The sequence below is a fragment of the Streptomyces sp. NRRL F-6676 genome (assembly GCF_000725625.1).
In the GTDB taxonomy this organism is placed as follows: Bacteria; Actinomycetota; Actinomycetes; order Streptomycetales; family Streptomycetaceae; genus Streptomyces.
In genome coordinates, this window is sequence record NZ_KL647084.1 from 60537 (window position 1) to 84047 (window position 23511).

Sequence of the window (23511 nt, forward strand, 5' to 3'; positions counted from 1 at the left end):
CATACGACGCGGGGCCGGCGTGACCGGGGCGGACGGGGTGTCCGCGGGTCGCGCCGGCCCTGAGCCGGTTCGGGGGAACGGTTACCGGGGCTGATGCTGCTTGCGCTTGTTCATGCCGACCGTCAACCCCATGGCGGCCAGCCCCAGCAACGCGGTGACAGCACCCGTCACCACATTGCTCCAGATGGCGCCGGTCCGTGCGGTGTGACCGGCGGTGACCACCCAGGGGGAGATCAACAGCCAGACACCGAGCGGCACGAGCACCCACGCCATGCGGAGCATGCGCTCCGGAGCCAGGGTGAGGCCGAGGGCGATCAGGGAGATGGCCAACCCGACGATCAGGTTGTTCGTGCGGAGGTTGGGCGCGGTGAACGAGTAGTGGATCACCCAGGGCGAGATGGCCGCGTAGAGGCCCGCCATGAGGATCAGCCCCTCGAGGGCGATCGCCCGGCCGCTGGACCCGGTCCGCTCGAGACGTGCGCGCATCTCGGCGATCTCGGGGTGCGTCGACATGTCCGAGTGCGAGCCCATCTCGGGGTGCGTCTGCATGCTGCCCTGGCGCGCTCCCGGCCCGTTGGAGTGCTGCGGATACGACATGACTGTCGTCTCCTCTCCGTATGGAGGTCTTTGCTCTGTGACCGTGGAGTGCCCCTGTTCGGGTGATTTATGCCCTTTTTATCTCATCTTTGGTCCTGCCGGCCGGAGACCGGCCCCCGGTCAGGGCGAGGGCCGGTCCGGGGCCGGTGTGGAGGGCGGTGCGGTCGGCAGTTCCGGCGGCGAGACCGGGGGCAGGGTGGGCAGCGGAGTCGACGGCGGGGCCACGGTCGGGGTGGCCGCCGGTCCGCCCTTCTCGCTGGTCAGCACCTCGCCGGTGACCGCGTCCACCTGGTAGGTGCTCAGGTCGTCCTGGTGGATCTCGGCGACGGTGATCCGCCACACCGTCGCGTCGTCCTTGCCGTCGGTCAGCTCGATCTGGGTGACCTTGCCGAAGTACGGCTCCTTGATCTTCTCCACGGCCTCCGAGGGCAGCAGCTCGGCATGGGCGAGGAGGCCGGCCACCCGTGACTTCGCCGCGGCGCTCTGCCCGGCCGGGACCTCCTCGCCCAGCACCCGGCCCTGCGTGGCGTCCATGCGGACCTCGTGCACGGTCCCGTCGGACGTGGCGACCCTGCCGTACCAGACGGGCACCGGCTCGTCGGCGCCGCGCAGGCTCATGGAGTACGGCTCGCTGTCCGGCACCTCGTGCTCCGCCTTCGTGAAGGCCTCGTCGTAGGGGAACTCGACCTGGGTCAGCACCTCGGTGGGCGGGGCAAGCCGGTAGTCGGTGCACCCCGTCAGGGTCACGCCCGCGAGCAGCAGGGCGAGGAGCCCGCCCGGACCGCGGCGGCGTGCGGCCCGGGGGCGCGGGCTGCGCTGCATGGGAGACGTCCTTTCTCGGGGGTGCTCTGCCGGTCCCGGGTGCCCGGCCGGTGCGCGGCGCGCGGCCGGCCGGGCTTCCGTCAGGCGCTGTCCCGGCCGAGGTACTGGAACGCGAGCCCGAAGACGCCGCTGCCGGCGATGCCGACGCCCAGCAGGGCGAGCCAGGCGTGGTAGACGACGCCGATGGCGAGGACCGTGACGCCCAGGGCGGTGACGACCGGGTAGGGACTGTGCGGCGGGAAGAAGTCGACCGGGCCGCCGCGCTCGCGGATCTCGGAGTCCGGGCGGTCCTCCGGGCGCAGCCCCTTGCGCCGGTAGTTGACCATCGAGAAGAACGCGATGATCGCGGCCATGAGGCAGGAGACCAGCAGGGCGACCGTCCCGGCCGGCTCCCGCGAGAACCATCCGTAGGCGGTGGCGGTGACCAGGAAGAACAGCGACACACCGGCGAAGAGATAGGCCTCGTGCTTCATTTGCTCTGCCCCTTCAGCGTGTCGGGCGTCGGTTCGATCTCGCCGCGCGCCTCCGGGTTCAGATACCGCTTGAACTCCGGGTGGTGCAGGTCGAAGGCGGGGGAGTCGGACCGTACGCGGGGAATGGCGTCGAAGTTGTGCCGCGGCGGCGGGCAGGAGGTCGCCCACTCCAGTGAGCGGCCGTACCCCCAGGGGTCGTCGACCTCCACCTTCGGGGCGTACTGCGCGGTCTTCCAGACGTTGTAGAGGAACGGCAGCGTCGACAGGCCCAGCAGGAAGGCGCCGATGGAGGAGATGGTGTTGAGGTCGGTGAAACCGTCGGCGGCCAGATAGTCGGCGTAGCGGCGCGGCATGCCCATCTCGCCGAGCCAGTGCTGGACCAGGAACGTCATCTGGAAGCCGACGAACAGCGTCCAGAAGTGGATCTTCCCCAGCCGTTCGTCGAGCATCTTCCCGGTCAGCTTCGGCCACCAGAAGTACAGCCCGCCGAAGAGCGAGAACACGATCGTGCCGAACAGCACGTAGTGCAGATGGGCGACGACGAAGTAACTGTCGGTCAGATGGAAGTCCAGCGCCGGGGAGGCCACCAGGACGCCGCTGAGCCCGCCGAGCAGGAACGTCACCAGGAAGCCCAGCGACCACAGCATCGGCGTCTCGAACGACAGGCTGCCGTGCCACATCGTGCCGATCCAGTTGAAGAACTTCACCCCGGTGGGGATGGCGATGAGGAACGACATCAACGAGAAGAACGGCAGCAGCACCCCGCCGGTGGCGAACATGTGGTGCGCCCACACGGTCGCCGACAGCATGGTGATCGCGATGGTCGCGCCCACCATGCCGACGTACCCGAACACGGGTTTCCGGCTGAAGACGGGGATGATCTCCGTGACGACGCCGAAGAACGGCAGCGCCACGATGTAGACCTCCGGATGGCCGAAGAACCAGAACAGGTGCTGCCAGAGCAGGGCGCCGCCGGTGGCCGAGTCGTAGATGTGGGCGCCGAACTCACGGTCGATCACCAGGGCGAGCAGGGCGGCGGTGAGCACCGGAAAGGCCAGCAGCGCCAGGATCGAGGTGAACAGGATGTTCCAGGTGAAGATCGGCATCCGGAACATCGTCATGCCGGGGGCCCGCAGGCACAGGATCGTGGCGATGAAGTTGACCGAGCCCAGCGTGGTGCTCAGCCCCGCCACCACCAGCCCCATCGCCCACAGCGACCCGCCCGCCCCGGGGCTCTCCACGGCGCTGTTCAGCGGCGCGTAGGCGAACCAGCCGAAGGGCGCCGCGCCCTCGGAGGTGAGGAAGCCGGAGAGCACGGTCAGACCGCCGAACAGGAACAGCCAGTACGTCAGCGCGTTGAGCCGGGGGAAGGCGACGTCGGGGGCACCGATCTGAAGCGGCATGATCGCGTTGGCGAGCCCGGCGAACGTGGGCGTCGCGAACAGCAGCATCATGATCGTGCCGTGGATCGTGAAGAGCTGGTTGTACTGGTGCTCGGTCACGATCTGCAATCCGGGCCGGGCCAGTTCGGCGCGCATCATCATCGCCAGCAGGCCGGCGAGGAGGAAGAAGGAGAACGACGTGACCAGGTACAGGTTGCCGATCTTCTTGTGATCGGTGGTGGTGAGATAGTCCCGGACCCGCTCACCCACCGAGATCCGGGGATTCTGGTCCGCCTCCACCGGCTTGGCCGGCCCGGGGTGAGTCTGCGACATGTACGCCCTCCGACGCGCGCTGTACCGACGGAGCCGTTCTCCGGCAGGAACGGGGGCGGAGTAGCCCCCGCGGCGTGTTGCTAAACCCCGCGCGCACGGACCGGATGCCGCCGGGCCCCGGGCCTGTCCAGGGACGCCGCCGGCGTGCACGCGCGCCGGGGCCGCCGTCAGTCGCCCGTGGGCACCGCGTCCCCGGCGCAGGCGCCCCCGGCCGGTTCGGCCGCGGCGCCCTTGCCGCGCCCGGCGGGCCTGGCGTGGACGTACAGCTGCCGGCGGTCGCCGACGTCCACGCGCTGCGGCAGCGGCAACTCGTAGTGGACGGGCCGCTGATGGTCGGCGAACTGGCGGCGCGGGTTGTAGACGCTGTTGAACTTCCACAGCATCCGGGCGAAGTTCGTCTGCCCGTGGGCGAGGTTGCGGCCCAGGATCCGCGCGGCACCGAACGCCGTGCGCAGCCCGAGGTGCTTGCGGTTGATGACGCCCTGGGTGCGGACCAGCTCCCGGTAGAAGACGTCCAGCGGCAGCTTCGTCGGGACGACCGCGTGCTGGATGTCGAAGAGCCGGTAGTCCCGGGTGGTCAGCCGCCGCGCCTCGGTGTGCCAGATCTCCGTGCCCGGGTACGGCGTCATCACCGTCAGGTGCACGATCTCCGGCACGGACAGGGCGAACTCCCGTACGAGACGGAACTGCTCCTCGTCCCAGGCGGGGTCCACGATCAGGTTGATCGCCACGCTGATGCCCAGCTTCCGGGCGACCTCCAGGGCCCGGAAGTTCTCGTCCGGACTCACCCGTTTGCGGTACAGGTCCAGGCCCTCGGCGTCGATCGCCTCCATGCCGAGGAACATGTAGCGCAGGCCCAGCCGGGTCCAGCGCTCGAACACCTCGGTGTTGCGCAGCAGTACGTCGCTGCGGGTCTCCAGGTAGTACTGCTTGCGGACGCCGCGCCGCTCCACCTCCGCGGCGATCGCGTTGCCGTGCTCCGGCCGGATGAAGGCCACGTCGTCCACGATGAAGACGTTGGGTTCGCGGATGCTCGCCAGCTCCGCGGCGGCGGCCTCGGGGGAGGCCTTGCGGTAGCTGCGGCCGTAGAACGTCCAGGCGGAGCAGAACGAACAGTCCCAGGGGCAGCCGCGGGTGAACTCGATGGACGCGCACGGATCGAGTTCGCCGATGAAGTACCGCCCCCGCCGGCGCATCAGGTCCCGGGCCGGGCGCGGGCTGTCGATGCTGTGCAGCATCGAGGGCGCCGGGCCGCGCCCGTCGGCGGTGACGAGGCCGGGGACGCCCTCGACACCGCCGTCGCGCACCGCCTCCAGGAGCGGGGCCATCGCCGGTTCGCCCTCGCCCCGGACGACGGCGTCGAGCGCGCCCCCGGCCTGTTCGAGGACCTCCTCGGCGACGAACGAGACGCTGTGCCCGCCGAAGAACACGAAGCAGCCGGGCAGCACCCGTTTGATCGCGCGTGCCAGGTCGATGGCCTCGGGAATGTTGGCGAGGTAGTTGAGCGAGAAGCCGACGACGTCCGGCCGGAACCGGAACACCTCCCGGCGCAGGTCCGCCTCGCGCAGCACCTGAAGGTCCACCACACGGACCTCGTGGCCGGCCTCGCGCGCCGCCGCGGCGACGCGTTCCAGCCCCAGCGGTTCCAGCCTGAGGAAGATCTCGGAGTACATGAGGGCACTGGGATGGACGAGCAGCAGACGCATGAATTCACCTCGGGCCGCATGGTGTGAAGCAGGGGGTAACCGGTCCCGGCCCCCGGGAAACAGCGACTCGGCCGTACGGCGCAGCGGAGGGGCGCGACCTTTGCATACGGCAAACGATGTGGGGCACCCGCTGCTCCAGTCCCGTCTCCCGCCGACAGTACGAGGCCCAGATGACAACGCTGACCAGCTCCGCGCGACCGGAGGAGGACGACGCCCCCGCGGTGTCCTTCGCCGGTGCCGAGGACCCGAGTCTGTGCTCCGAGCGGATCGACGCCCTTGTCGGACGGGTCCACGCGACGCCGCCCGGGCCCGCGCGCCGGGCGGCGCGGGAGGACGCCATCAGCCTGCTCGTGCCCTTCGCGCGCCGGGTCGCCGCCAAGTACCGCAACGTCACCACCGAGGACCCGGACGATCTGGTCCAGATCGCCTGCCTGGGGCTGGTCAAGGCCGTGGACGGCTACGACCCCGGCCGCGGCCACGCCTTCCTCGCCTACGCCCTGCCGACCGTCACCGGCGAGATCAAACGCCACCTCCGCGACCGGAGCGGACTGCTGCGGCTGCCGCGCCCCGTGCAGGAGGCCCGCAACCGGGTGGGCCACGCCCGGCGCGAGCTGGAGCAGCGGTTCGGCGGGCGGACCCCGACGACCGAGGAGATCGCGCGCGTCAGCGGGCTGACCACCGAGGCGGTCACCGAGGCGCTGCGCTCGGAGACGGCGTGCCGGCTGCGCTCGCTCGACGCCCCGGAACGCGGCGAGGACGCCGGCGGGCGGGCCGTCTCGGACGCCGTCGGCGACCACGACCCGGCGCTCGACCTGGTCGTGGACCGGCTCACCCTGGTGAGCGCCGTGCACTGCCTGCCGGAGCGCGAGCGCCGCATTCTCTACCTCCGGTTCTTCCACGACCAGACCCAGCAGCAGATCGCCACGGCCGTCGGGGTGTCCCAGATGCAGGTCTCCCGGCTCCTCACCCGCTGCCTGGCCCGGCTGCGCGAGCGGCTCACGGCCCCGGAACCGGCGACGGAGACCGCACCGGCCCACCCACCGGCCCGTCCACAGGCCCCGGCGCCGGGCCTCCGGCCCGACCCACCCGTCGTTCCCGTCCCCCCTCTGGAGAAGGAGCAGCATGCGTGCCCTGACCGTACGACCCGGCCACGCCGTCACCCCGAGCCCGCAGGAGATCGACGAGCCGGCCCCGGCCGCCGGCGAACTCCTCGTCCGCGGGCTCGCGCTGGGCGTGTGCGGCACCGACCGGGAGATCGCCCGCGGGGAGTACGGACAGGCGCCCGAGGGCCGGGACCGGCTGGTCCTCGGCCACGAGTCGCTGGGCCGGGTGGAACACGCCCCGGACGGCAGCGGGTTCGGCGCCGGCGACCTGGTCGCGGGCGTGGTGCGCCGCCCCGACCCCGAGCCCTGCGGCGCCTGCGCGCACGGCGAGTTCGACATGTGCCGCAACGGCCGCTACGAGGAGCGCGGCATCAAGGGCCGCGACGGCTACGGCTCCGAACTGTGGTCCGTGGAGGCGGACTACGCCGTCCGCATCGACCCCGGCCTCGGTCTCGCGGGCGTCCTGATGGAGCCGACCAGCGTGGTGGCCAAGGCCTGGGAACAGATCGAACGGGTGGGCGCCCGCGCGTGGTTCGAGCCGCGCCGGGCGCTGGTCACCGGCGCGGGCCCGATCGGCCTGCTCGCGGCCCTGCTGGGACGGCAGCGCGGCCTGGACGTGCACGTGCTCGACCGGGTCGCCGACGGGGCGAAGCCGGAGGCGGTGCGGGCCCTGGGGGCGACGTACCACGCCGGTGACGCGACCGACGTGATCTCCGCGCTGCGACCGGACGTGGTCGTCGAGGCCACCGGCGCCGGTCCCGTGGTGTTCGACTGCATGAGCGGCACGGCGGCGTACGGGATCGTCTGCCTCACCGGCGTCTCGCCCGTCGGGCGCCGGCTGACGGTGGACGCGGGCCAGGTGAACCGGGAGATCGTCCTGGAGAACGACGCCGTGGTCGGCTCCGTCAACGCCAACCTCCGCCACTACCGGCAGGCCGCCGACGCCCTGGCCGAGGCGGACGTCGACTGGCTGCACCGTCTGATCACCCGCAAGGTGCCGCTGGAGCGGGCGGGCGAGGCGTTCGAGCAGCGGCCGGACGACGACATCAAGACGGTGATCATGCTGGATCCCGACGCGGCCTGACGTACGGCCGCCGGCCCGTACCAGGGACGTACGACCGGCGGTCGGGGGCAGGGACGTGCGGTCGGCGGTCAGCGGCAGGGACGTGCGGTCGGCGGTCAGTGGTAGGCGTGCATGACCGCGTGGCCCTTGCCGCGGCCGATCATCCACCGGTTGACGGGCGTGGTGACGACGAACGCCAGGGCGAGCGAGAACGCCAGCGAGCCCCAGAACAGGAGGTCGGACAGCCCGGCGGTCATGGCGCCGGGCACGCCGACCATGACGGTGTTGTCGATCAGCTCCATCACGGCGATGGAAACGGTGTCCGAGGCCAGCGCCACCTTCGCCGCCTGCCGCAGCGGCACTCCCGCGCGCAGCACGCTCCGCATGGTCAGCGCGTAGCCGAAGACGAAGGCGAGGGCGACGGACAGCACGACCGTCGCCGCGTTGTGCAGGCCCGCCGCGGTGCCGATCACCATGCCGACGATCTCGCCGAGCGCACAGCCGGTCAGACAGTGCAGCGTCGCCTGCGCCGCCATGGCCCAGCTCGCGCGGGTGCCGGCGTGGTGTGCGTGGTCGTGGTCGTGGTCCATGACCGTCCCCCTTCGGTAGCGGTTGCTGCTTGCGTGGGGTGACAACGGTATACCCCCAGGGGGTATACCTGTGCGGGGGTATTCCTGTGTGGTCCCGTCACTCCTCGCGGAAGCCCCGCGTCGGGTCCTGCACGTGCGGGTGCTCCTGGACCGAGCCGGGGGCCGCCCGGTCGGGTGCGGCGGGGCTGTACGGCGCCTGGGGCGGCGGCGGTGGCCGCAGGTCGCCCGCCGTCCCGGCGCCGGCCTCGGGCAGCCGCAGTGCGAGCAGGGCCGCGTCGTCACCGCTCGGGGCGATCCGTTCGAGGAGCGCGTCGCAGAAGTCGTCCACCGTGTTCCCCGCGGGCCGCCGTGCCAGCACGCCGGCGTGGTGGCGCAGGGTCGCCATCCCCAGGTCGATCGGGCGGTTGCGGCTCTCCACCAGGCCGTCGGTGTACAGCAGCAGGGTGCTCTCCGGCGGCAGCTCCTCACCGGCGTCCGGCCAGCTCAGGCCCAGGTGCAGGGTGGCGCTCATGCCGATCAGCGGGCCGTGCCCGCCCTCGAGGAAGCGCGTGGTGCCCTCGCGGGTGATCAGCAACGGGGGCGGATGGCCCGCGTTGACCCAGTGCAGCCGCCAGGGCCCGCCCTCGGGACCCTCGACCCGGGCGAAGACCACCGTGGCCATCGGCGCGTCACTCGTGTTGGTGACCGCCTCGTCCAGCCGCCGCATGATCAGACTCGGCGGCTCGCAGTGGTCCCAGGCCAGCGCCCGCAGCATGTTGCGGACCTCGGCCATGTGGGCGGCGGCCTTCAGGTCGTGCCCGACGACGTCCCCGATGACCAGGGCCATCACGCCGTCCCCGAGCAGGAAGGCGTCGTACCAGTCCCCGCCGATCTCCATGGCCCGCTGGGCCGGGCGGTAGCGCGCGGCCATCCGCAGGTGGTTCACCTGGGGGAGTGGTGCGAGCAGTTGGCGCTGCATGGTCTCGGCGACGTTGCGCTGTTCGTAGTAGAGCCGGGCGTTGTCCATCACCAGGGCCACCCGTCGGCCGATGTCGGCCAGTACGGCGGCCTCGGCGTCGGTGTGCGGGGTGCCGGTGCGGGCGACGGTGAGCAGGCCGTACGGCCGCTGCCGGGTGCGCAGCGGCACCACGACCGCGTGTTCACCGCCGAGCCGTTCGAACAGCGGCCCGTGGGTGGCGGCGAGGGGCGCGTCCGGGGAGTCGCGCAGCCCGGCGGCGGTCAGCCGGGTGGGGTGGTCGCCGTTCAGCGCCCGGGCCACCGCCAGCCGGGGCTTCTCCGGCAGCGGGGGCAGGGGGCCCTTCAGCCGGCCGGTACGGCGGTGGTGCGTGCTGCGCACGGCGACCCGCTCCAGGGTGGTGGAGTGCTCGGAGCACACGTCGACCGCGGCCCATTCGCCCATCTCGGGGACGAGCAGCCGCAGCAGCCGCCGCATGCTGCCCGAGGTGCTCACGCCCGCCATCAGCACCGAGGAGATGTCGGCGACCAGGTGCAGCCGGGCGGTGAGCGCCTCCAGCGCGGCGGTGTGCGCGGCCGCCTGCTCGGTGGCGCTGCGGTGCAGGCTGAAGTCGTGGAAGACGAGCACCACCCCGGCCCGGCGGCCGTTCAGCCACAGCGGGGTGGTGGCCCAGATGATCGGCACGGGGGTGCCGTCGGCGCGCAGGAAGTACTCCTCGCTGCCCTCCTCGGCCGACTGCGAGCCGCGCAGCGGATCGGTCATCGTGCACTGTTCGCGCGGGACCGGGCCGCCGTCGGCCTGGCGGTGCAGCAGGTCGTGCGCATCCCGGCCGACCATCTCCGCCGCGGTGCGGCCGAGCAGTTCCTCGGCCCAGGGATTGGCGGAGGTGATCCGTCCGCCCGGGTCCATCGTGATCACTCCGGCGCCCAGGTCGTGCAGCACGGCCCTCGGGAAGTCCGCGTCCGGAGTACGGCCGGCGCCGCTCACGGCCCCTCACCGCCTTTCCGTCCCTGTCCGAACCACCATCGGTTCCCCATGGGCCCAGTCTGAACCGTTTCGCGGCATCGGGCCGGGTCGGGAGGCGAGGAGGGGTACCCGGCCGGCGGCAGTGATTACTCAGTCTTGGTTGAGCAGTCCAGACTGATGAAATTAGCGTGGAGCATCATGGGAGCAGGAGCGAAGGCAGGAACGGTGGGCCCCGGCTACAAGTGGATCGCCCTGTCCAACACCACACTCGGCGTACTGATCGCCACGATGGACGCCTCCATCGTGATCATCTCGCTGCCCGCCATCTTCCGGGGGATCGGTCTCGACCCGCTCGCCCCCGGCAACATCGGCTATCTGCTGTGGATGATCCTCGGCTATCTGCTGGTCTCGGCCGTCCTCGTGGTCGTCCTCGGCCGGCTCGGCGACATGTTCGGCCGGGTGCGCATCTACAACCTGGGCTTCCTCATCTTCGCCTGCGCCTCCGTCGCGCTCTCCCTCGACCCGTTCCGCGCGGGCGCCGGCGCGATGTGGCTGATCCTGTGGCGGATCGTGCAGGCCTTCGGCGGCTCCATGCTCACCGCCAATTCCGCGGCCATCCTCACCGACGCCTTCCCCTCCCGGCAGCGGGGCATGGCGCTCGGCATCAACCAGATCACCGCCCTCGCCGGACAGTTCCTCGGCCTGCTCGCCGGCGGCCTCCTCGCGGCCGTCGACTGGCGCGCGGTGTTCTGGGTGAGCGTCCCGGTGAGCATCACCGGCACCGTCTGGTCGTATCTGAGCCTGCGCGAGATCACCACCGGCCGCCCCGGACGCGTCGACTGGCTCGGCAACGTCACGTTCGCGGCCGGTGCCGGCATCCTGCTCGCCGGCATCACCTACGGCATCCAGCCCTACGGCTCCGACGCGACCGGCTGGGGCAACCCCTGGGTCCTCGCCGGACTGTTCGGCGGGGTGTTCCTGCTGCTCGTCTTCTGCGTCGTCGAGAGCCGCGTCGCCGAACCCATGTTCGCGCTGTCCCTGTTCAGGGTGCGGGCGTTCGCCGCGGGCAACCTCGCCGCACTGCTCACCGCGATCGCCCGCGGCGGACTGCAATTCATGCTCATCATCTGGCTACAGGGCATCTGGCTGCCGCTGCACGGCTACGAGTTCGAGGACACCCCGCTGTGGGCGGGCATCTTCATGCTGCCGCTGACCGTCGGCTTCCTGATCGCGGGCCCGGTCTCCGGCTTCCTCTCCGACCGGTTCGGCGCCCGGCTGTTCTCCACCACCGGACTGGTGCTGGTCGCCGCCTCCTTCCTCGGACTGCTCGCGCTCCCCGTCGACTTCGACTACCCGATCTTCGCCGCGCTGCTGCTGCTCAGCGGCATCGGCCAGGGCATGTTCTCCTCGCCCAACACCTCCTCGATCATGGGCAGCGTCCCGCCGGAGTACCGGGGCGTGGCCTCCGGGATGCGCTCCACCTTCCAGAACTCGGGCACCGCCCTGTCCATCGGCGTGTTCTTCTCCCTGATGATCTCCGGGCTCGCCTCCTCCCTGCCCTCCGCGCTGAACAGCGGACTCCAGGCTCACGGCGTACCGGCCGGCACCGCCGAACAGGCCGCGTCACTCCCGCCGGTGAGCACCCTGTTCGCGACGTTCCTCGGCAACAACCCCATCGCCCATCTGCTCGCCGACGGCGACACGCTCGACCGGCTCACCACCGCCCAGCGCGACGTCCTCACCGGTCACAGCTTCTTCCCGCAGCTGGTGTCGGGGCCGTTCCACCACGGGCTCACCATCGTGTTCGGCGTGGCCGCGGGCATGGCCCTGGTGGCCGCCGCCGCGTCCGCCCTGCGCGGCCGGCACCACCCGAGCCCGCGAGACGCGTCCCCCGTCACCGACGACCCCCTCACCGACGACGGCCGGCGCCCCGCGCGCGAGCGCCCGTGACCCGTCGCCGGACCGAGGGCCGGTCCCCTCAGCCCTCCGCGCCGGCCGAGGCCGCCGCCGCGAACGTCACCTCTTTCGTCCCGACCGTCTCCGCCCGGCGGCCCGGGCCGTTGTGGAAACCCCAGTAGAGGTTGGTGTGGGCGATGACCTGCTCGGGGGCCGGTGCCCCATGGGCCGTGAGGTCCTCCGTGGTGTGCGCGTCACCGACGAGCGTCACGTCGTACCCCCGGACGAAGGCGCCGTGGAGCGTGGAGCGGACGCACATGTCGGTCGCCGCGCCGGTCACCACGACCCGCCCCACACCGCGCCCCGCGAGCACCTCCTCCAGCTTCGTGTCCTCGAAGGAGTCCCCGTACTTCTTGTGCACCACCGGCTCGCTCTCCCGGCGGACCAGCTCGGGCACGTACCGCCAGCCCTCGCTGCCCCGCACGAGGCCCTCGTCCGAGTGCTGCACCCACACCACGGGCACGTCCTCGGCGCGGGCCCGGTCCACCAGGGCGGCGATGTTCGCGACGACACCGTCGCGGTCGTGAGCGCCCGCCATCACGTCGTTCTGCACGTCGATCACGAGCAGCGCGGTGTGCGGCCGGCCGGACAAGGTCGTCATGGAAGCCCCCAGTAGTGGTGTCGGTGGTCACGCCGGTGGACGTGCCGGTGGTCGCGGGGGCTGCCGACCCCCGCGCTCTTCCCTCGACACCCACACTAGGCCCGACCACTGACAACGCCTCGGGAAGCCGTCAGCCCTCGACCGCCGCCTCCTTGGCCGGCACGGCGGGGGCGCTCTGCGACCCGCCCGACCCGCCACCGCGCACCGCGGGGATGACCGCCGCGATCAGCGCGGAGACCAGTGCGAGCCCGCCGCCGACCAGCAGCGCCGTGCGGAAGCCGGACTCGGAGGCGAAGGAGTGACCGCCCATCGTCGTGGTCATCTGGGCGAGGATCACGCCGATGACGGCGGAACCGATCGAGGTGCCCAGCGAGCGCATCAGCGTGTTGAAGCCGTTCGCGGCGGCCGTCTCGTCGAGCGGCACCGAGCTCATGATCAGCGCGGGCATCGCCCCGTAGGCCAGCCCCACACCGCTGTTGATGACGATGCCGACGACCATCAGCCCCCACGCCGACCCCATCAGCGGCATGGACACGCCGTAGCCGACGGCGATGACCAGCGCCCCGCAGACCAGCGTGAACTTCGGTCCCCGGGCGTTGGTGAGCTTCCCGCCGAGCGGCGAGACGAACATCATCATGACGCCGCCGGGCGCCATCCACAGACCGGCCGCGAGCATCGACTGCCCCAGTCCGTACCCGGTGGCCTCGGGGAACTGCAACAGCTGCGGCATCACCAGCATGCTCGCGTACATCGCAAAGCCGACGAAGATCGAGGCGGCGTTGGTGAGCAGCACCCGCGGGACGGCCGCGGTGCGCAGGTCGATCAGCGGATCGGTGGTGCGCGTCTCCCACCAGCCCCAGCCCGCCAGCGCCACGACGGCCAGGGCGAACAGGCCCAGTGTGGTGGCCGAGCCCCAGCCCCAGTCGGCGCCCTCGGAGATCGCCAGCAGCAGGGAGACCAGACCGACGGCGAGGCCGAGCGCGCCGGGCACGTCGAAGCGCTGGCCCTTCGCGCCCGCCGGGACGTCCGGGATCAGGAACCAGATCAGGACCGCGACGACGGCGGCCAGACCGGCCGAGCCCCAGAACAGCACGCGCCAGTCCGCGTACTGCGCGACGGCCGCGGCGATCGGCAGACCGAGCCCGCCGCCGATCCCCATGGAGGCGCTGACCAGCGCGATGGAGGAGCTGAGCCGCTCCATCGGGACCACGTCCCGCAGCAGGGCGATGCCGAGCGGCACCATGCCCATGCCCATCCCCTGTAGCCCCCGCCCGATGATCATGGGCGTCACCGAGGAGGACAGCGCGCACACCACCGAGCCCGCGATCAGCGGCACGGCGCACGCGAGCAGCATCCGGCGCTTGCCCAGCAGATCGCCGAGGCGGCCGGATATCGGCACGCACACACCGCCGACGAGCAGGGTGATCGTGATGACCCAGGCGGCGTTCGCCGACGAGGTGTGCAGGATCCGCGGCAGCTCCGGGAGGAGCGGGGTGACCAGCGTCTGCATGATCGCTGCCGTGATGCCGGCCAGGGCCAGCGTGGCGACCACGCCGCCCGAACGGGCCGTGGTCTGGGGGGCGTCCATGGGACTCGACTCCTCGACTGTGTGTACTACCGGAAGACCGCGCGGAGGCTGCGTGCCCCTCGCGTGCCGAACGAGTGCGGCAAGGGATGTGCATCATACATGTCATATGTATCGCGCATGTTATGTGTGTGGTGCACATGCATATGAGACGATGGAGCCATGGACAGTCCGGCGCACGAGGTCGAGTACGAGCAGATGCTGCTCAGCCGCCACACCTTCCTGAACAAGGGCGGCGGCCGCCGCAAGGACGGCGTGCTGGAACGCAGCGCCTACATCCTGCTCAGCCGCATCCGGGTGCAGGGGCCCATGTCGATCGGCGAGCTCAGTGACGCCTTCGGGCTCGACGCCTCCACCCTCAACCGGCAGACCGCCGCCGCGATGCGCGCCGGACTGGTCGAGCGCATCCCGGACCCCGAGGGCGGGATGGCCCGCAAGTTCCGCCTCACCGACAAGGGCGGCCGGCTGCTCGACGAGGAGCGCGAGGGGATCGTCCGCTCGCTCGACCAGGTGATGGCCGACTGGTCCGACGACGACATCGCCGCCTTCGCGTCCTACCTGAAGCGGTTCAACACGGGCATCGAACGGATCGGCGGCCGCCCCTGGCCCCGGCCCTGAACCCCGACGGGCCGCGCGGCGACGCCCGTCACCACCCGACGCCCGTCACCGCCCGATGCCCCTCGGCACCCGATGCCCGTCACCGCACGCCCGTCACCAGCCGGTCAGCAGCAGATGGTTGAGCAGCAGCGCCACCAGAGCCTGCGCGCCGAGCCATACCCGTACGTCACTGACCAGCGCCCCCGCCGGCAGCAGCCACATCGCGAACGGCAGCCAGATCCGTTCGGTCTCCGCCTTGCTCATCCCGGACAGGTCCGCCGCCAGCAGCGCGGCCAGTGCCGCCCCCACCAGCACCGCGAGCCGCACCTCCGCGGACCACCGCGCCGGTCGCGGCCGTACCAGCCGTACGTCCGCCCGGCTCGCCGCGCCGGCCGGCACCGCCCCCGTGCGGCGCAGTCCCGCCACCGTGGCCGGGCCCACCACCAGTACCGTGCACGCCAGGTTCGCCCACACCCAGTAGCCGTACGGTCGGACCCCGCCCGCCCCCTGGTAGTAGCGCCGCACCAGCAGCCGGTACGCCTCCCACCAGTCGAAGCCGAGCCAGGTGAACACCACCGGCACCACCGCACACCCCGCCACCAGCCACGGCAGCACCGCCCGGCGCCGCGTGCCCAGCAGCAGTACCGCGCCCGCGAGGACGACGAACAGCGCGAGGCCGTACGAGAGGTAGACCGTCAGCCCGCACAGCAGCCCCGCGCCGAGTCCGAAGGCCCATGCCCGACGGCCCGTCGCCGCGAGCGCCAGACACGCCACCGCCCACGCCGCGACCCCCGCGAAGTACCCGTCCGCCGAGGTCCCCACCCACACCGCGGCCGGGGCCAGGACCACGAACGGCGCCGCCCGGCGGGCCAGTTGCTCGCCCGACAGCGCCCGCACGGCGACGAGGACCGCGACCGCAGCCGACGTCCCCACGGTCACGCACCACACCCCCGCCCACGCGCCGCCGCCCAGCCCGATCCGGTCGAGCAGGACGAAGGTGAGGGTCGACGCCGGGGGATGCCCGGCCACGTGCGGCGGCCAGTGCTCCGGCGAGTCCAGCAGGATGTGGTGGGTGAAGTCCCGCAGCGTGGCGGGGATGTCGGAGAAACGGTCCACGGCACGCAGATACTCGTAGCGGGTGGTCAGCCGCCGTGCGAGCCCCCGCTGCCACCCGTCGACGAGGGCGAGGGAGAACGTCCACGCCAGCGCCGCACCCCACACCGCGGCGAGCAGCGCCCGCCACGGCAGCCGGGCGGCGAGCGCGGGACCGTACGCCACCACCAGGACCGCCACGGCCACCGCGGCCGGGGTGCCCGGGCCCGTGTGCGGCGCCCAGTTGGCGTACAGCGGCGGCCATCCCACGTGGAGCGTGCCGTCCCGGCGCTCGATCGCGGTGCCGATGAGCGCGGCCGCCGTCACGAGCAGCGCGGCGGCCAGGACGGCGTACAGATCGCGGCGTCGGTCACGGCGGAGGTCCTGCGGACGGTCGGGGCGGCGGAGGTGCGGGCGGCCGCCGGAGCGGTCGCGGAGGGGAGCGCGGTTCACACCGGAACGCTAGGCCGCGGGCGCGCGGGACGGGCGGCGGCCGGGGCGGACGTCAGTGTTTCGTCATGGTTCGCAGCGGCTTCGCGCAGGTGATCCGCGCCTACGGTCGGGCACATGGCACGGACCACCCTCCTCACCCGCTCACCCTTCGCGCCCGCCTTCTGGCGCAGCCCCGTGCGCGGCACCCGCTTCACCGCGCTGCTCGGTGTCGTCCTGCTCGGCGGGATCACCCTGCTCTTCGTCACCGGACTGCTGTCGTACGCCGCCTACAACCCGGATCTGTCACCGGTCAACGACAAGACCCCGGACAAGGGCCTACTCGGCTTCTACCTCTTCGACTGGCCCACCGATCCGCCCTGGCTCTACCGGCTCACCCAGGGCATCCATGTCACGCTCGGCGTCACCCTGGTCCCGGTGCTGCTCGCCAAGCTGTGGTCGGTGGTGCCGAAGCTGTTCACGCTGCCGCCCGCACGCTCCCTCGCCCACGCGGCCGAACGGCTCTCCCTGCTGCTCCTGGTCGGCGGCGCGCTCTTCGAGTTCACCACCGGCGTGCTCAACGTCCAGCTCGACTACGTCTTCCCCGGCTCCTTCTACCCGCTGCACTTCTACGGGGCATGGGTGTTCTTCGCCGCGTTCCTCGCCCACGCGGTCCTGCGGACGCCGACCGCCCTGCGCAATCTGCGCGAACTCCGGTCGCGGCCCGATGAGTCGGCCGCACAGGAGCCCGCCGACCCCACCGTCTCCCGGCGCGGCGCCCTCGGCCTCGTCGGCGGCGGATCGCTGCTGCTGTTCGCCACCACGGCCGGCCGCAGCTTCGACGGGCCACTGCGGCGCACGGCGCTCCTCGCACCGCACGGCGGCGCCGAACCGGGCAGCGGACCCGGTGCCTTCCAGATCAACAAGACGGCGGCGTACGCGGGCATTTCGACGGCGGAGACCGGCGACGAGGCCTGGCGGCTGACCGTCACCGGACGCACCGGCACCGTCCGGCTGACCAGATCCGCCCTGCTGGCCATGGATCTGCGCAGCTCCGCCCTGCCCCTCGCCTGCGTGGAGGGCTGGTCGACCTCGGACCAGTGGTGGCGCGGCGTACGGCTGCGCGACCTCGCCGCGCTCGTCGGCTACGAGGACCCGCCGGACGTGTTCGTCGAGTCGCTCCAACGGCACGGCGCCTTCCGCCACGCGGCGCTGCGCGCCAACCAGGTGGCCGACCCGCGCTCGCTCCTGGCCCTGTACGCCAACGGCGAGGAGCTGACCCCGGACCACGGCTACCCGGCGCGCGTGATCGTGCCCGCGGCGCCCGGCGTGCTCAACACCAAGTGGGTGGCCCGTATGACCTTCGGAGGTGTCAGGTGAAGGGGGCCGTGAGGAGGGCGGGGCGGCGGCTCGCGGGTGTGCGGCGGGCGGCGGTCCTCGGCAGCCCTTTCCAACTCCTGTTGCTCGCCTGCTCGTTCGCGCTCGCCGGATACGCGGGGACGCGGCTGCTGACGGAGGCGGAGGACCGGTTCCGCCTCGTGCTGTGGTTCGTGGGCGCGGCGCTGCTGCACGACCTGGTGCTGCTGCCGCTGTACGCGGGGCTCGACCGCGCCGCCGTACGGGCGTTCGGCGCGGTCCGCCGCCGGGAGTGGGCCGGATACGTACGCGTACCGGCCGCACTGTCAGGGCTCCTGCTGCTGGTGTGGTTCCCGCTGATCGGCGGGCAGGTGGCCGACCGCTACCGGTCCGCCACCGCGCTGCCCGCCGACGGGTTCCTCGGCCGCTGGCTGCTGATCACCGCCGTACTGTTCGGCGGCAGCGCGCTGCTGCTCCTGCGGCGGCTGCGCAGGGCGACGAAGCGGCGCCCGCCGGCCGACCACTGACCGGCCGGGCGCCAGCCCGCGCGCGCGGCGTACCGGAGCAGCGCCGGTGCGCCGAGCCGGGCCCACGGGAACGCGGCGCCGGGTGCCTCGGCGGCGACGCCCGCACCGTACGCCTCCCGTACGAGGCGGACGTCGGCCCGCTCGTCGACGTCCGCCGCCGGTACCGTCTCGGCGAGCAACAGGCCGCCGGAGCGCAGCAGTTCACGCATCCGGGAGAGGAGGGCCACGGGGTCGCCGCCGATGCCGACGTTGCCGTCGACGAGCAGCGCGGTGCCCCAGCGGCCCTCGCCGGGCAGCGGCTCGAAGACCGAGCGGCGCAGCGCCCGGCCGCCGAGCCGGAGCGTGTGGGCCACGGCCGCCTCGCTGACGTCCACCCCGAGCGCGGGCCGGCCCCGCGCCGACAGCGCGGCCACCAGGCGGCCCGGGCCGCAGCCGACGTCGAGCACCGGGCCCTCGCAGCGGCGCAGCACCTCCTCGTCGGCCGCGTCGGCCGCCGCGCACCAGCGCTCCACCTCCAGCGGCAGCAGCCACCCGTCGGAGCGCCGCAGGAAGAGGGGGCCGCGGCCGGTGCGCAGGGCGTCGGCGTACGGGTCCGCCGACCAGGAGACGGGAACCGGCGAGCGTGACGTACGGCCGGGGCGCGGCGCCGGGGCAGCCACCTCGCCCGGGGCCGTGGCGACGGGCGGACGCGCCTCCCGTGCGGTGGTCATCGGACGCCACCCCCAAGGGGCCGGACACCGGCGGCGGCCGGCCGCCGCCCCTCCGCGTCCGCACCCCGCGGGTCCGAACTCCGCTGCCCCCGGACCCCCGTGAGGCGGTCGAACTCGGCCGCGAAGCGGCTTCCCGGTGCCGCCATGGCGACCGCGTGGGCGTCGGAGGCCGTGTCGACGTCGCGCAGCGGGGGCAGTGCGCGCAGCCGCAGCCCCGCGCGGAGCAGGCGGTCGCGCTGGACCGCACCCGTGCGGTCCGTCGACATCGGCACCCCGCGCACCAGCGCGGGGTCGGGCGCGGCGAGGCCCAGCGCCCAGAAACCGCCGTCCTCGGCGAGCCCGAGGTACGCGTCGCAGTCGTCGAAGCCGACCGTGAGGAGGGCGGGCGTGACGTGCGGCGTGTCCATGCCGATGAGCAGGGCGGGGCCCCGGCACTGGGCGAAGGCCGCCGCCAGCCGCTCGTCCAGGCCGCCCGCGCACTGCGGTACCACCTCGAAGCCGGGCGGCAGCCACGGCCCCGGCCGGCCGTCGAGCACCAGGACGCGCCGGGCCGCCGGGGCCGCCGCCACCGCCGCCAGGGTGTCGGCGAGCGCGGCCTCGGCCAGGGCGGCCGCCTGCTCCGGAGTGAACGGCGGCGTCAGCCGGGTCTTGACCCGGCCCGGCCGGGGCTCCTTGGCGATGACGAGCAGGATGGGCGGATGCGCGAGCGTCATCGGGGCGTACCTCCTTCCACGGCGTGGTGCACGGGCGGTTCGGCGAGGACGCGGCGCATGTCGTGGACCGCCTGCCAGGTCCCGCGCCAGGTACCGGTCACCTTCGACGCGCCCGTGCGCGGCAGATACGGCACGTCGTGCTCGGCGACCCGCCAGCCGGCGTCGGCCGCGCGCACCACCATCTGCAACGGATAGCCGCTGCGCCGGTCGGTGAGGCCCAGGCCGAGCAGTGCCTCCCGGCGGGCGGCACGCAGCGGACCGAGGTCGCGCAGCCGCAGCCCGGTGCGGCGCCGCAGCATCCGGGAGAGCGCGAGGTTGCCGGCCCGGGCGTGCGCGGGCCAGGCGCCCGGACCCTGCGGCCGCCGCCGGCCGAGCACCAGGTCGGCCCGGCCCGCGCGCACCTCCCGCACGAACGGGACGAGGAGCGACGGGTCGAGCGAGGCGTCGCAGTCGCAGAAGCAGACGACGTCCGCGGTGGCCGCCGCGAGCCCCGCGTGGCAGGCGGCGCCGAAACCGCGGCGCGGCTCGCGCACCACCGTGGCGCCGAGCGCGGCGGCGAGGTCGGCCGACCCGTCGGTGGAACCGTTGTCCACGACCAAAGCACGCCAGCCGGGCGGGATGCGGCGCAGCACCCACGGCAGGGCGTCGGCCTCGTCGAGACAGGGCAGGACCACGTCGACGCCGACGGCGTCGTCCGGGTCGGAGGAGTGGGGAGAAGGGCTCGTCACGGCCTTCACCCTACGAATCGGAAACGGACATTCCGGGGCGTCCGCTCCTTACGAAACACGGACGTCGAAGGCCGTCGTCGGCGCTCCCGGGGGCGCGGTGGGAGGCTGGTCGCATGCGACAGCCCAACGAGTCCCCGGCCACCGAAGCGACGGCGCGGGAAGGCGGCGGAGTCCCGAACGCCGCCGGAGTCCCGGCCACCGGCGGCGCCCCGGAGGCCGCCGGAGCCCCGGACGCCTCCGGAGCGCGGATTCTGGTCGTGGACGACGACCCGACCGTCGCCGAGGTCGTCTCCGGATACCTGGACCGCGCGGGATACGTGGTGGACCGCGCCGGGGACGGCCCGGCCGCGCTCGCCCGCGCCGCCGCGCACCGGCCCGACCTGGTCGTCCTCGACCTGATGCTGCCCGGCATGGACGGCCTGGAGGTCTGCCGCCGGCTGCGGGAGCGCGGCCCCGTGCCGGTCGTCATGCTGACGGCACGCGGCGACGAGGACGACCGCATCCTCGGCCTGGAGGTGGGCGCGGACGACTACGTCACCAAGCCGTTCAGCCCGCGTGAACTCGTGCTGCGCGTGCAGTCCGTACTGCGCCGCACCCGGCCCGGGGCGGACACCCGGCCGCTGCGCGCCGCCGGTCTCGTCCTGGACCCGGCGGCCCGGCGCGCCACCAAGCACGGCACCGAACTCGCCCTCACCCTGCGCGAGTTCGACCTCCTGGCGTTCCTGCTCGCCCACCCCCGGCGAGTGTTCGGCCGGGAGGAGCTGATGCGCGAGGTGTGGGGCTGGGACTTCGGCGACCTGTCCACCGTCACGGTCCATGTCCGGCGGCTGCGCGGCAAGGTGGAGGACGATCCGGCCCGGCCGCTGCTGATCCAGACGGTGTGGGGGGTCGGATACAGGTTCGAGCCGACGGGGGCGGAGGCGGCCGAGGCGGCCGGGGCGGTCGGGACGGTCGGGACGGCCGAGGCGGCCGAGGCGGCCGGGGGCGCGGGGCGGCCCGCCGAGGGGAGCGCCGGCCGTGCGTGACACGCTGCTCATCGTCCTGTTCGCCTTCCTCGGCGCCGCCGCCGCCGGACTGCTCGGCCTGGGCGCCCTGTGGCTGCTGCGCCGCCGCTCGCTCACCGCCTCCGTGGCCGTCGTCGCCGCCGTCGCCGTCGGGGCGATGCTGGCCGGCACGCTCGCCGTCGCCCAGGCCATGTTCCTGTCCGCGCACGACCTCTCCGTCGTCACCACGGTCGTCGCCATGGCGGCCGTCGTCTCCCTGGCCACCGCGCTGCTGCTGGGCCGCTGGGTCGTCGCCCGCAGCCGCGAACTCGCCCTCGCCGCACGCTCGTTCGGCGACGGCGGGGACTTCGCCGCGCCCGCGAGCCCCGGCACCGCCGAACTCGCCGAGGTCAGCCGCGAGCTGGCCGCCACCAGTGCCAAGCTCGCCCGCTCCCGGGAGCGGGAGCGGGCCCTGGAGTCCTCCCGGCGCGAACTCGTCGCCTGGATCTCGCACGACCTGCGCACCCCGCTCGCCGGGCTGCGCGCGATGGCCGAGGCGCTGGAGGACGGGGTCGCCGCCGACCCCGACCGCTATCTGCGCCGCATCCGCACGGAGGTGGAGCGGCTCAACGGGATGGTGGGCGACCTCTTCGAGCTCTCCCGTATCCACGCGGGGGCACTGGCGCTGTCGCCGTCCCGGATGTCGGTCTACGACCTCGTCGGCGACGCCCTCGCCGGGGCGGATCCGCTCGCCCGTGAGCACGGGGTGCGGCTGGTGGGGGACCGGATCGAGGCGGTGCCGGTGGAGGTGGACGGCAAGGAGATGAGCCGGGTGCTGGGGAATCTCCTGGTCAACGCGATCCGGCGGACGCCGGCGGATGGGACGGTCGCGGTGGCCGCGGAGCGGTCGGCGGACGGGGTGGTGCTGTCGGTCACCGACGCGTGCGGGGGGATTCCGGAGGAGGAGTTGCCGCGGGTGTTCGACACGGGGTGGCGGGGGACCGATGCGAGGACGCCTCCGGCGGGGGCGGGGTTGGGGCTCGCGATCGTGCGGGGGATCGTGGAGGCGCATCGGGGGAGGGCGGAGGTAAGGAATGTGGTGGGAGGGTGTCGGTTCGAGGTGACGTTGCCGGTGGTGGGGGCTTAGGGCGCGTTCAAGCTCGGGGGGTGCTCGTTGGTTGGGCGGGTGCGAGTGGGTTTGTGGTGGTTCGCGCCGTTCCCCGCGCCCCTCACGGGCGCGGGTGCTCCCCTCACGAGTGCGCGAACTCCCGTACCCCCTCCTCGAACGGCACCTCCGGTTTCCAGCCCAGGTCCGCCCGCAACCGGCTCGAGTCGGCCGTGATGTGGCGGACGTCGCCCAGGCGGTATTCGCCCGTCACCACCGGGGGCGGGCCCCCGCAGGCCGTGGCGAGGGCGGAGGCCAGGTCGGCGATCGTGTGCGGGGTGCCGCTGCCGGTGTTGTACGGGGTCAGGGCGCCCCGGGGTGCGTCCGCCTCCAGGGCCGTCGCGTTGGCGGCCGCCACGTCGCGGACGTGGACGAAGTCGCGGCGCTGGCCGCCGTCCTCGAAGACGCGGGGGGACTCGCCGCGGGCCAGCGCCGAGCGGAAGAAGGAGGCGACGCCCGCGTACGGGGTGTCGCGGGGCATCCGGGGGCCGTACACGTTGTGGTAGCGCAGCGACACCGCCGAGCCGTCGGTCGAGCGGGCCCACGCGGCGGCCAGGTGCTCCTGGGCCAGCTTGGTGGTGGCGTACACATTGCGGGGGTCGGTGGGGGCGTCCTCGCCGACCGGCCCGGGGGCGAGCGCCGCACCGCAGCGCGGGCACGGCGGCTCGAAGCGGCCGGCGTCGAGGTCGGCCACCGCCCGGGGGCCCGGCCGCACCGCCCCGTGCCGCGGGCAGGCGTAGGCGCCCTCGCCGTACACCACCATCGACCCGGCGAGCACCAGACGCCGTACCCCCGCCGCCGCCATGGCGGTGAGCAGTACGGCGGTGCCGAGGTCGTTGCGGGAGACGTACTCCGGCGCGTCCGCGAACCCGGTGCCGAGGCCGACCATCGCCGCCTGGTGGCAGACGGCGTCCACCCCGCGCAGCCGGGCCGCGACCACCTCGGGGTCGCGCACGTCGGCGCCGTCCTCCCGCACGTCCAGCCCGACCGTCTCGTGACCGCGGGCGGCGAGGGCGTCGACGACATGGGACCCGATGAACCCGGCCGAGCCGGTGACCAGTACGCGCATGCCGCCCACG

General features: G+C 73.2%; 20 protein-coding genes and 1 pseudogene. 7 read left to right on the forward strand and 14 right to left on the reverse strand.

Annotated features, from left to right (window positions below):
• Positions 1-81 precede the first annotated feature (81 nt).
• The 5 genes from IO29_RS33240 to hpnR form a co-directional block, all read right to left on the reverse strand.
• On the reverse strand, positions 82-531 hold the full coding sequence (locus tag IO29_RS33240; protein ID WP_030379073.1) for an SPW repeat protein: 450 nt from the start codon (positions 529-531) through the stop codon (positions 82-84).
• 186 nt (positions 532-717) lie between these two features.
• Positions 718-1419, reverse strand: coding sequence for a PepSY domain-containing protein (locus tag IO29_RS33245; RefSeq protein WP_030379074.1), 702 nt, complete (start codon positions 1417-1419; stop codon positions 718-720).
• A gap of 80 nt (positions 1420-1499) precedes the next feature.
• Positions 1500-1892, reverse strand: a complete 393-nt coding sequence (locus IO29_RS33250; RefSeq protein ID WP_030379075.1) for an aa3-type cytochrome oxidase subunit IV — start codon at positions 1890-1892, stop codon at positions 1500-1502.
• Positions 1889-3607: an aa3-type cytochrome oxidase subunit I gene (gene ctaD, locus IO29_RS33255; RefSeq protein ID WP_030379076.1), complete on the reverse strand. Its 1719-nt coding sequence runs from the start codon at positions 3605-3607 to the stop codon at positions 1889-1891. Before ctaD ends, IO29_RS33250 begins: the two co-directional genes overlap by 4 nt.
• 167 nt (positions 3608-3774) lie before the next feature.
• The gene (gene hpnR, locus IO29_RS33260; protein ID WP_030379077.1) at positions 3775-5313 is read right to left on the reverse strand and encodes a hopanoid C-3 methylase HpnR; all 1539 of its coding nucleotides are present in this window, start codon (positions 5311-5313) and stop codon (positions 3775-3777) included.
• 170 nt (positions 5314-5483) lie between these two features.
• On the opposite strand from hpnR, the pseudogene IO29_RS40500 reads away from it, so the two are divergent.
• A pseudogene (locus IO29_RS40500) lies at positions 5484-6299 on the forward strand (sigma-70 family RNA polymerase sigma factor); the annotation flags it as partial.
• Positions 6300-6435: 136 nt separating this feature from the next.
• Positions 6436-7500: a glucose 1-dehydrogenase gene (locus tag IO29_RS33270; RefSeq protein WP_030379079.1), complete on the forward strand. Its 1065-nt coding sequence runs from the start codon at positions 6436-6438 to the stop codon at positions 7498-7500.
• Between the two features lie 95 nt (positions 7501-7595).
• Here IO29_RS33270 and IO29_RS33275 read toward each other — a convergent pair whose 3' ends face one another.
• Both IO29_RS33275 and IO29_RS33280 read right to left on the reverse strand, forming a co-directional pair.
• Positions 7596-8069 (reverse strand): DUF4396 domain-containing protein, encoded by a 474-nt coding sequence (locus tag IO29_RS33275; protein WP_030379080.1) that lies wholly within the window; start codon positions 8067-8069, stop codon positions 7596-7598.
• 97 nt (positions 8070-8166) lie between these two features.
• Positions 8167-10011: a SpoIIE family protein phosphatase gene (locus IO29_RS33280; protein ID WP_030379081.1), complete on the reverse strand. Its 1845-nt coding sequence runs from the start codon at positions 10009-10011 to the stop codon at positions 8167-8169.
• A 177-nt stretch (positions 10012-10188) separates the two neighbouring features.
• Between IO29_RS33280 and IO29_RS33285 the strand changes: the two genes are divergently transcribed.
• On the forward strand, positions 10189-11940 hold the full coding sequence (locus IO29_RS33285; RefSeq protein ID WP_051707501.1) for an MFS transporter: 1752 nt from the start codon (positions 10189-10191) through the stop codon (positions 11938-11940).
• Between the two features lie 28 nt (positions 11941-11968).
• On the opposite strand, the gene IO29_RS33290 is transcribed toward IO29_RS33285, so the two are convergent.
• The gene (locus IO29_RS33290; RefSeq protein WP_030379083.1) at positions 11969-12547 is read right to left on the reverse strand and encodes a cysteine hydrolase family protein; all 579 of its coding nucleotides are present in this window, start codon (positions 12545-12547) and stop codon (positions 11969-11971) included.
• Between the two features lie 130 nt (positions 12548-12677).
• Positions 12678-14135, reverse strand: a complete 1458-nt coding sequence (locus IO29_RS33295) for an MFS transporter (RefSeq protein ID WP_030379084.1) — start codon at positions 14133-14135, stop codon at positions 12678-12680.
• A gap of 159 nt (positions 14136-14294) precedes the next feature.
• Between IO29_RS33295 and IO29_RS33300 the strand changes: the two genes are divergently transcribed.
• A complete protein-coding gene (locus IO29_RS33300) occupies positions 14295-14750 on the forward strand; it encodes a MarR family winged helix-turn-helix transcriptional regulator (RefSeq protein ID WP_030379085.1) in 456 nt (151 codons plus the stop codon).
• 93 nt (positions 14751-14843) lie between these two features.
• Here the strand turns inward: IO29_RS33300 and IO29_RS33305 are convergent, their stop codons facing one another.
• Positions 14844-16178 (reverse strand): hypothetical protein, encoded by a 1335-nt coding sequence (locus IO29_RS33305; protein ID WP_030379086.1) that lies wholly within the window; start codon positions 16176-16178, stop codon positions 14844-14846.
• A gap of 210 nt (positions 16179-16388) precedes the next feature.
• On the opposite strand from IO29_RS33305, the gene IO29_RS33310 reads away from it, so the two are divergent.
• The gene (locus IO29_RS33310; RefSeq protein ID WP_030379087.1) at positions 16389-17630 is read left to right on the forward strand and encodes a molybdopterin-dependent oxidoreductase; all 1242 of its coding nucleotides are present in this window, start codon (positions 16389-16391) and stop codon (positions 17628-17630) included.
• Between the two features lie 358 nt (positions 17631-17988).
• On the opposite strand, the gene IO29_RS40295 is transcribed toward IO29_RS33310, so the two are convergent.
• From IO29_RS40295 to IO29_RS33325, 3 genes are read right to left on the reverse strand one after another with little or no spacing between them, the layout of a single operon-like run.
• The gene (locus IO29_RS40295; RefSeq protein WP_030379089.1) at positions 17989-18843 is read right to left on the reverse strand and encodes a class I SAM-dependent methyltransferase; all 855 of its coding nucleotides are present in this window, start codon (positions 18841-18843) and stop codon (positions 17989-17991) included.
• Positions 18840-19556 carry a TIGR04282 family arsenosugar biosynthesis glycosyltransferase gene (locus IO29_RS33320; RefSeq protein WP_030379090.1) on the reverse strand — a complete coding sequence of 239 codons (717 nt, stop codon included), beginning with the start codon at positions 19554-19556 and terminating at the stop codon, positions 18840-18842. The genes IO29_RS40295 and IO29_RS33320 overlap by 4 nt, the downstream gene beginning before the upstream one ends.
• Positions 19553-20293, reverse strand: a complete 741-nt coding sequence (locus IO29_RS33325) for a glycosyltransferase family 2 protein (RefSeq protein ID WP_030379091.1) — start codon at positions 20291-20293, stop codon at positions 19553-19555. Before IO29_RS33325 ends, IO29_RS33320 begins: the two co-directional genes overlap by 4 nt.
• Positions 20294-20397: 104 nt before the next feature.
• Here IO29_RS33325 and IO29_RS33330 point away from each other — a divergent pair, with 104 nt between their 5' ends.
• A complete protein-coding gene (locus tag IO29_RS33330; RefSeq protein ID WP_051707502.1) occupies positions 20398-21309 on the forward strand; it encodes a response regulator transcription factor in 912 nt (303 codons plus the stop codon).
• Positions 21302-22414, forward strand: coding sequence for a sensor histidine kinase (locus IO29_RS33335; RefSeq protein ID WP_030379093.1), 1113 nt, complete (start codon positions 21302-21304; stop codon positions 22412-22414). The genes IO29_RS33330 and IO29_RS33335 overlap by 8 nt, the downstream gene beginning before the upstream one ends.
• A gap of 103 nt (positions 22415-22517) precedes the next feature.
• Here the strand turns inward: IO29_RS33335 and IO29_RS33340 are convergent, their stop codons facing one another.
• The gene (locus IO29_RS33340) at positions 22518-23501 is read right to left on the reverse strand and encodes an NAD-dependent epimerase/dehydratase family protein (protein WP_030379094.1); all 984 of its coding nucleotides are present in this window, start codon (positions 23499-23501) and stop codon (positions 22518-22520) included.
• Between the last annotated feature and the right edge of the window lie 10 nt (positions 23502-23511).

Bases quoted from the DNA above. Each gene is read 5' to 3' on its own strand.
- IO29_RS33240 (WP_030379073.1), bottom strand. From the start codon at position 531: ATGGGCTCGCACTCGGACATGTCGACGCACCCCGAGATCGCCGAGATG.
- IO29_RS33245 (WP_030379074.1), bottom strand. From the start codon at position 1,419: ATGCAGCGCAGCCCGCGCCCCCGGGCCGCACGCCGCCGCGGTCCGGGC.
- IO29_RS33250 (WP_030379075.1), bottom strand. From the start codon at position 1,892: ATGAAGCACGAGGCCTATCTCTTCGCCGGTGTGTCGCTGTTCTTCCTG.
- ctaD (WP_030379076.1), bottom strand. From the start codon at position 3,607: ATGTCGCAGACTCACCCCGGGCCGGCCAAGCCGGTGGAGGCGGACCAG.
- hpnR (WP_030379077.1), bottom strand. From the start codon at position 5,313: ATGCGTCTGCTGCTCGTCCATCCCAGTGCCCTCATGTACTCCGAGATC.
- IO29_RS33270 (WP_030379079.1), top strand. From the start codon at position 6,436: ATGCGTGCCCTGACCGTACGACCCGGCCACGCCGTCACCCCGAGCCCG.
- IO29_RS33275 (WP_030379080.1), bottom strand. From the start codon at position 8,069: ATGGACCACGACCACGACCACGCACACCACGCCGGCACCCGCGCGAGC.
- IO29_RS33285 (WP_051707501.1), top strand. From the start codon at position 10,189: ATGGGAGCAGGAGCGAAGGCAGGAACGGTGGGCCCCGGCTACAAGTGG.
- IO29_RS33290 (WP_030379083.1), bottom strand. From the start codon at position 12,547: ATGACGACCTTGTCCGGCCGGCCGCACACCGCGCTGCTCGTGATCGAC.
- IO29_RS33295 (WP_030379084.1), bottom strand. From the start codon at position 14,135: ATGGACGCCCCCCAGACCACGGCCCGTTCGGGCGGCGTGGTCGCCACG.
- IO29_RS33300 (WP_030379085.1), top strand. From the start codon at position 14,295: ATGGACAGTCCGGCGCACGAGGTCGAGTACGAGCAGATGCTGCTCAGC.
- IO29_RS33310 (WP_030379087.1), top strand. From the start codon at position 16,389: ATGGCACGGACCACCCTCCTCACCCGCTCACCCTTCGCGCCCGCCTTC.
- IO29_RS40295 (WP_030379089.1), bottom strand. From the start codon at position 18,843: ATGACCACCGCACGGGAGGCGCGTCCGCCCGTCGCCACGGCCCCGGGC.
- IO29_RS33320 (WP_030379090.1), bottom strand. From the start codon at position 19,556: ATGACGCTCGCGCATCCGCCCATCCTGCTCGTCATCGCCAAGGAGCCC.
- IO29_RS33330 (WP_051707502.1), top strand. From the start codon at position 20,398: ATGCGACAGCCCAACGAGTCCCCGGCCACCGAAGCGACGGCGCGGGAA.
- IO29_RS33340 (WP_030379094.1), bottom strand. From the start codon at position 23,501: ATGCGCGTACTGGTCACCGGCTCGGCCGGGTTCATCGGGTCCCATGTC.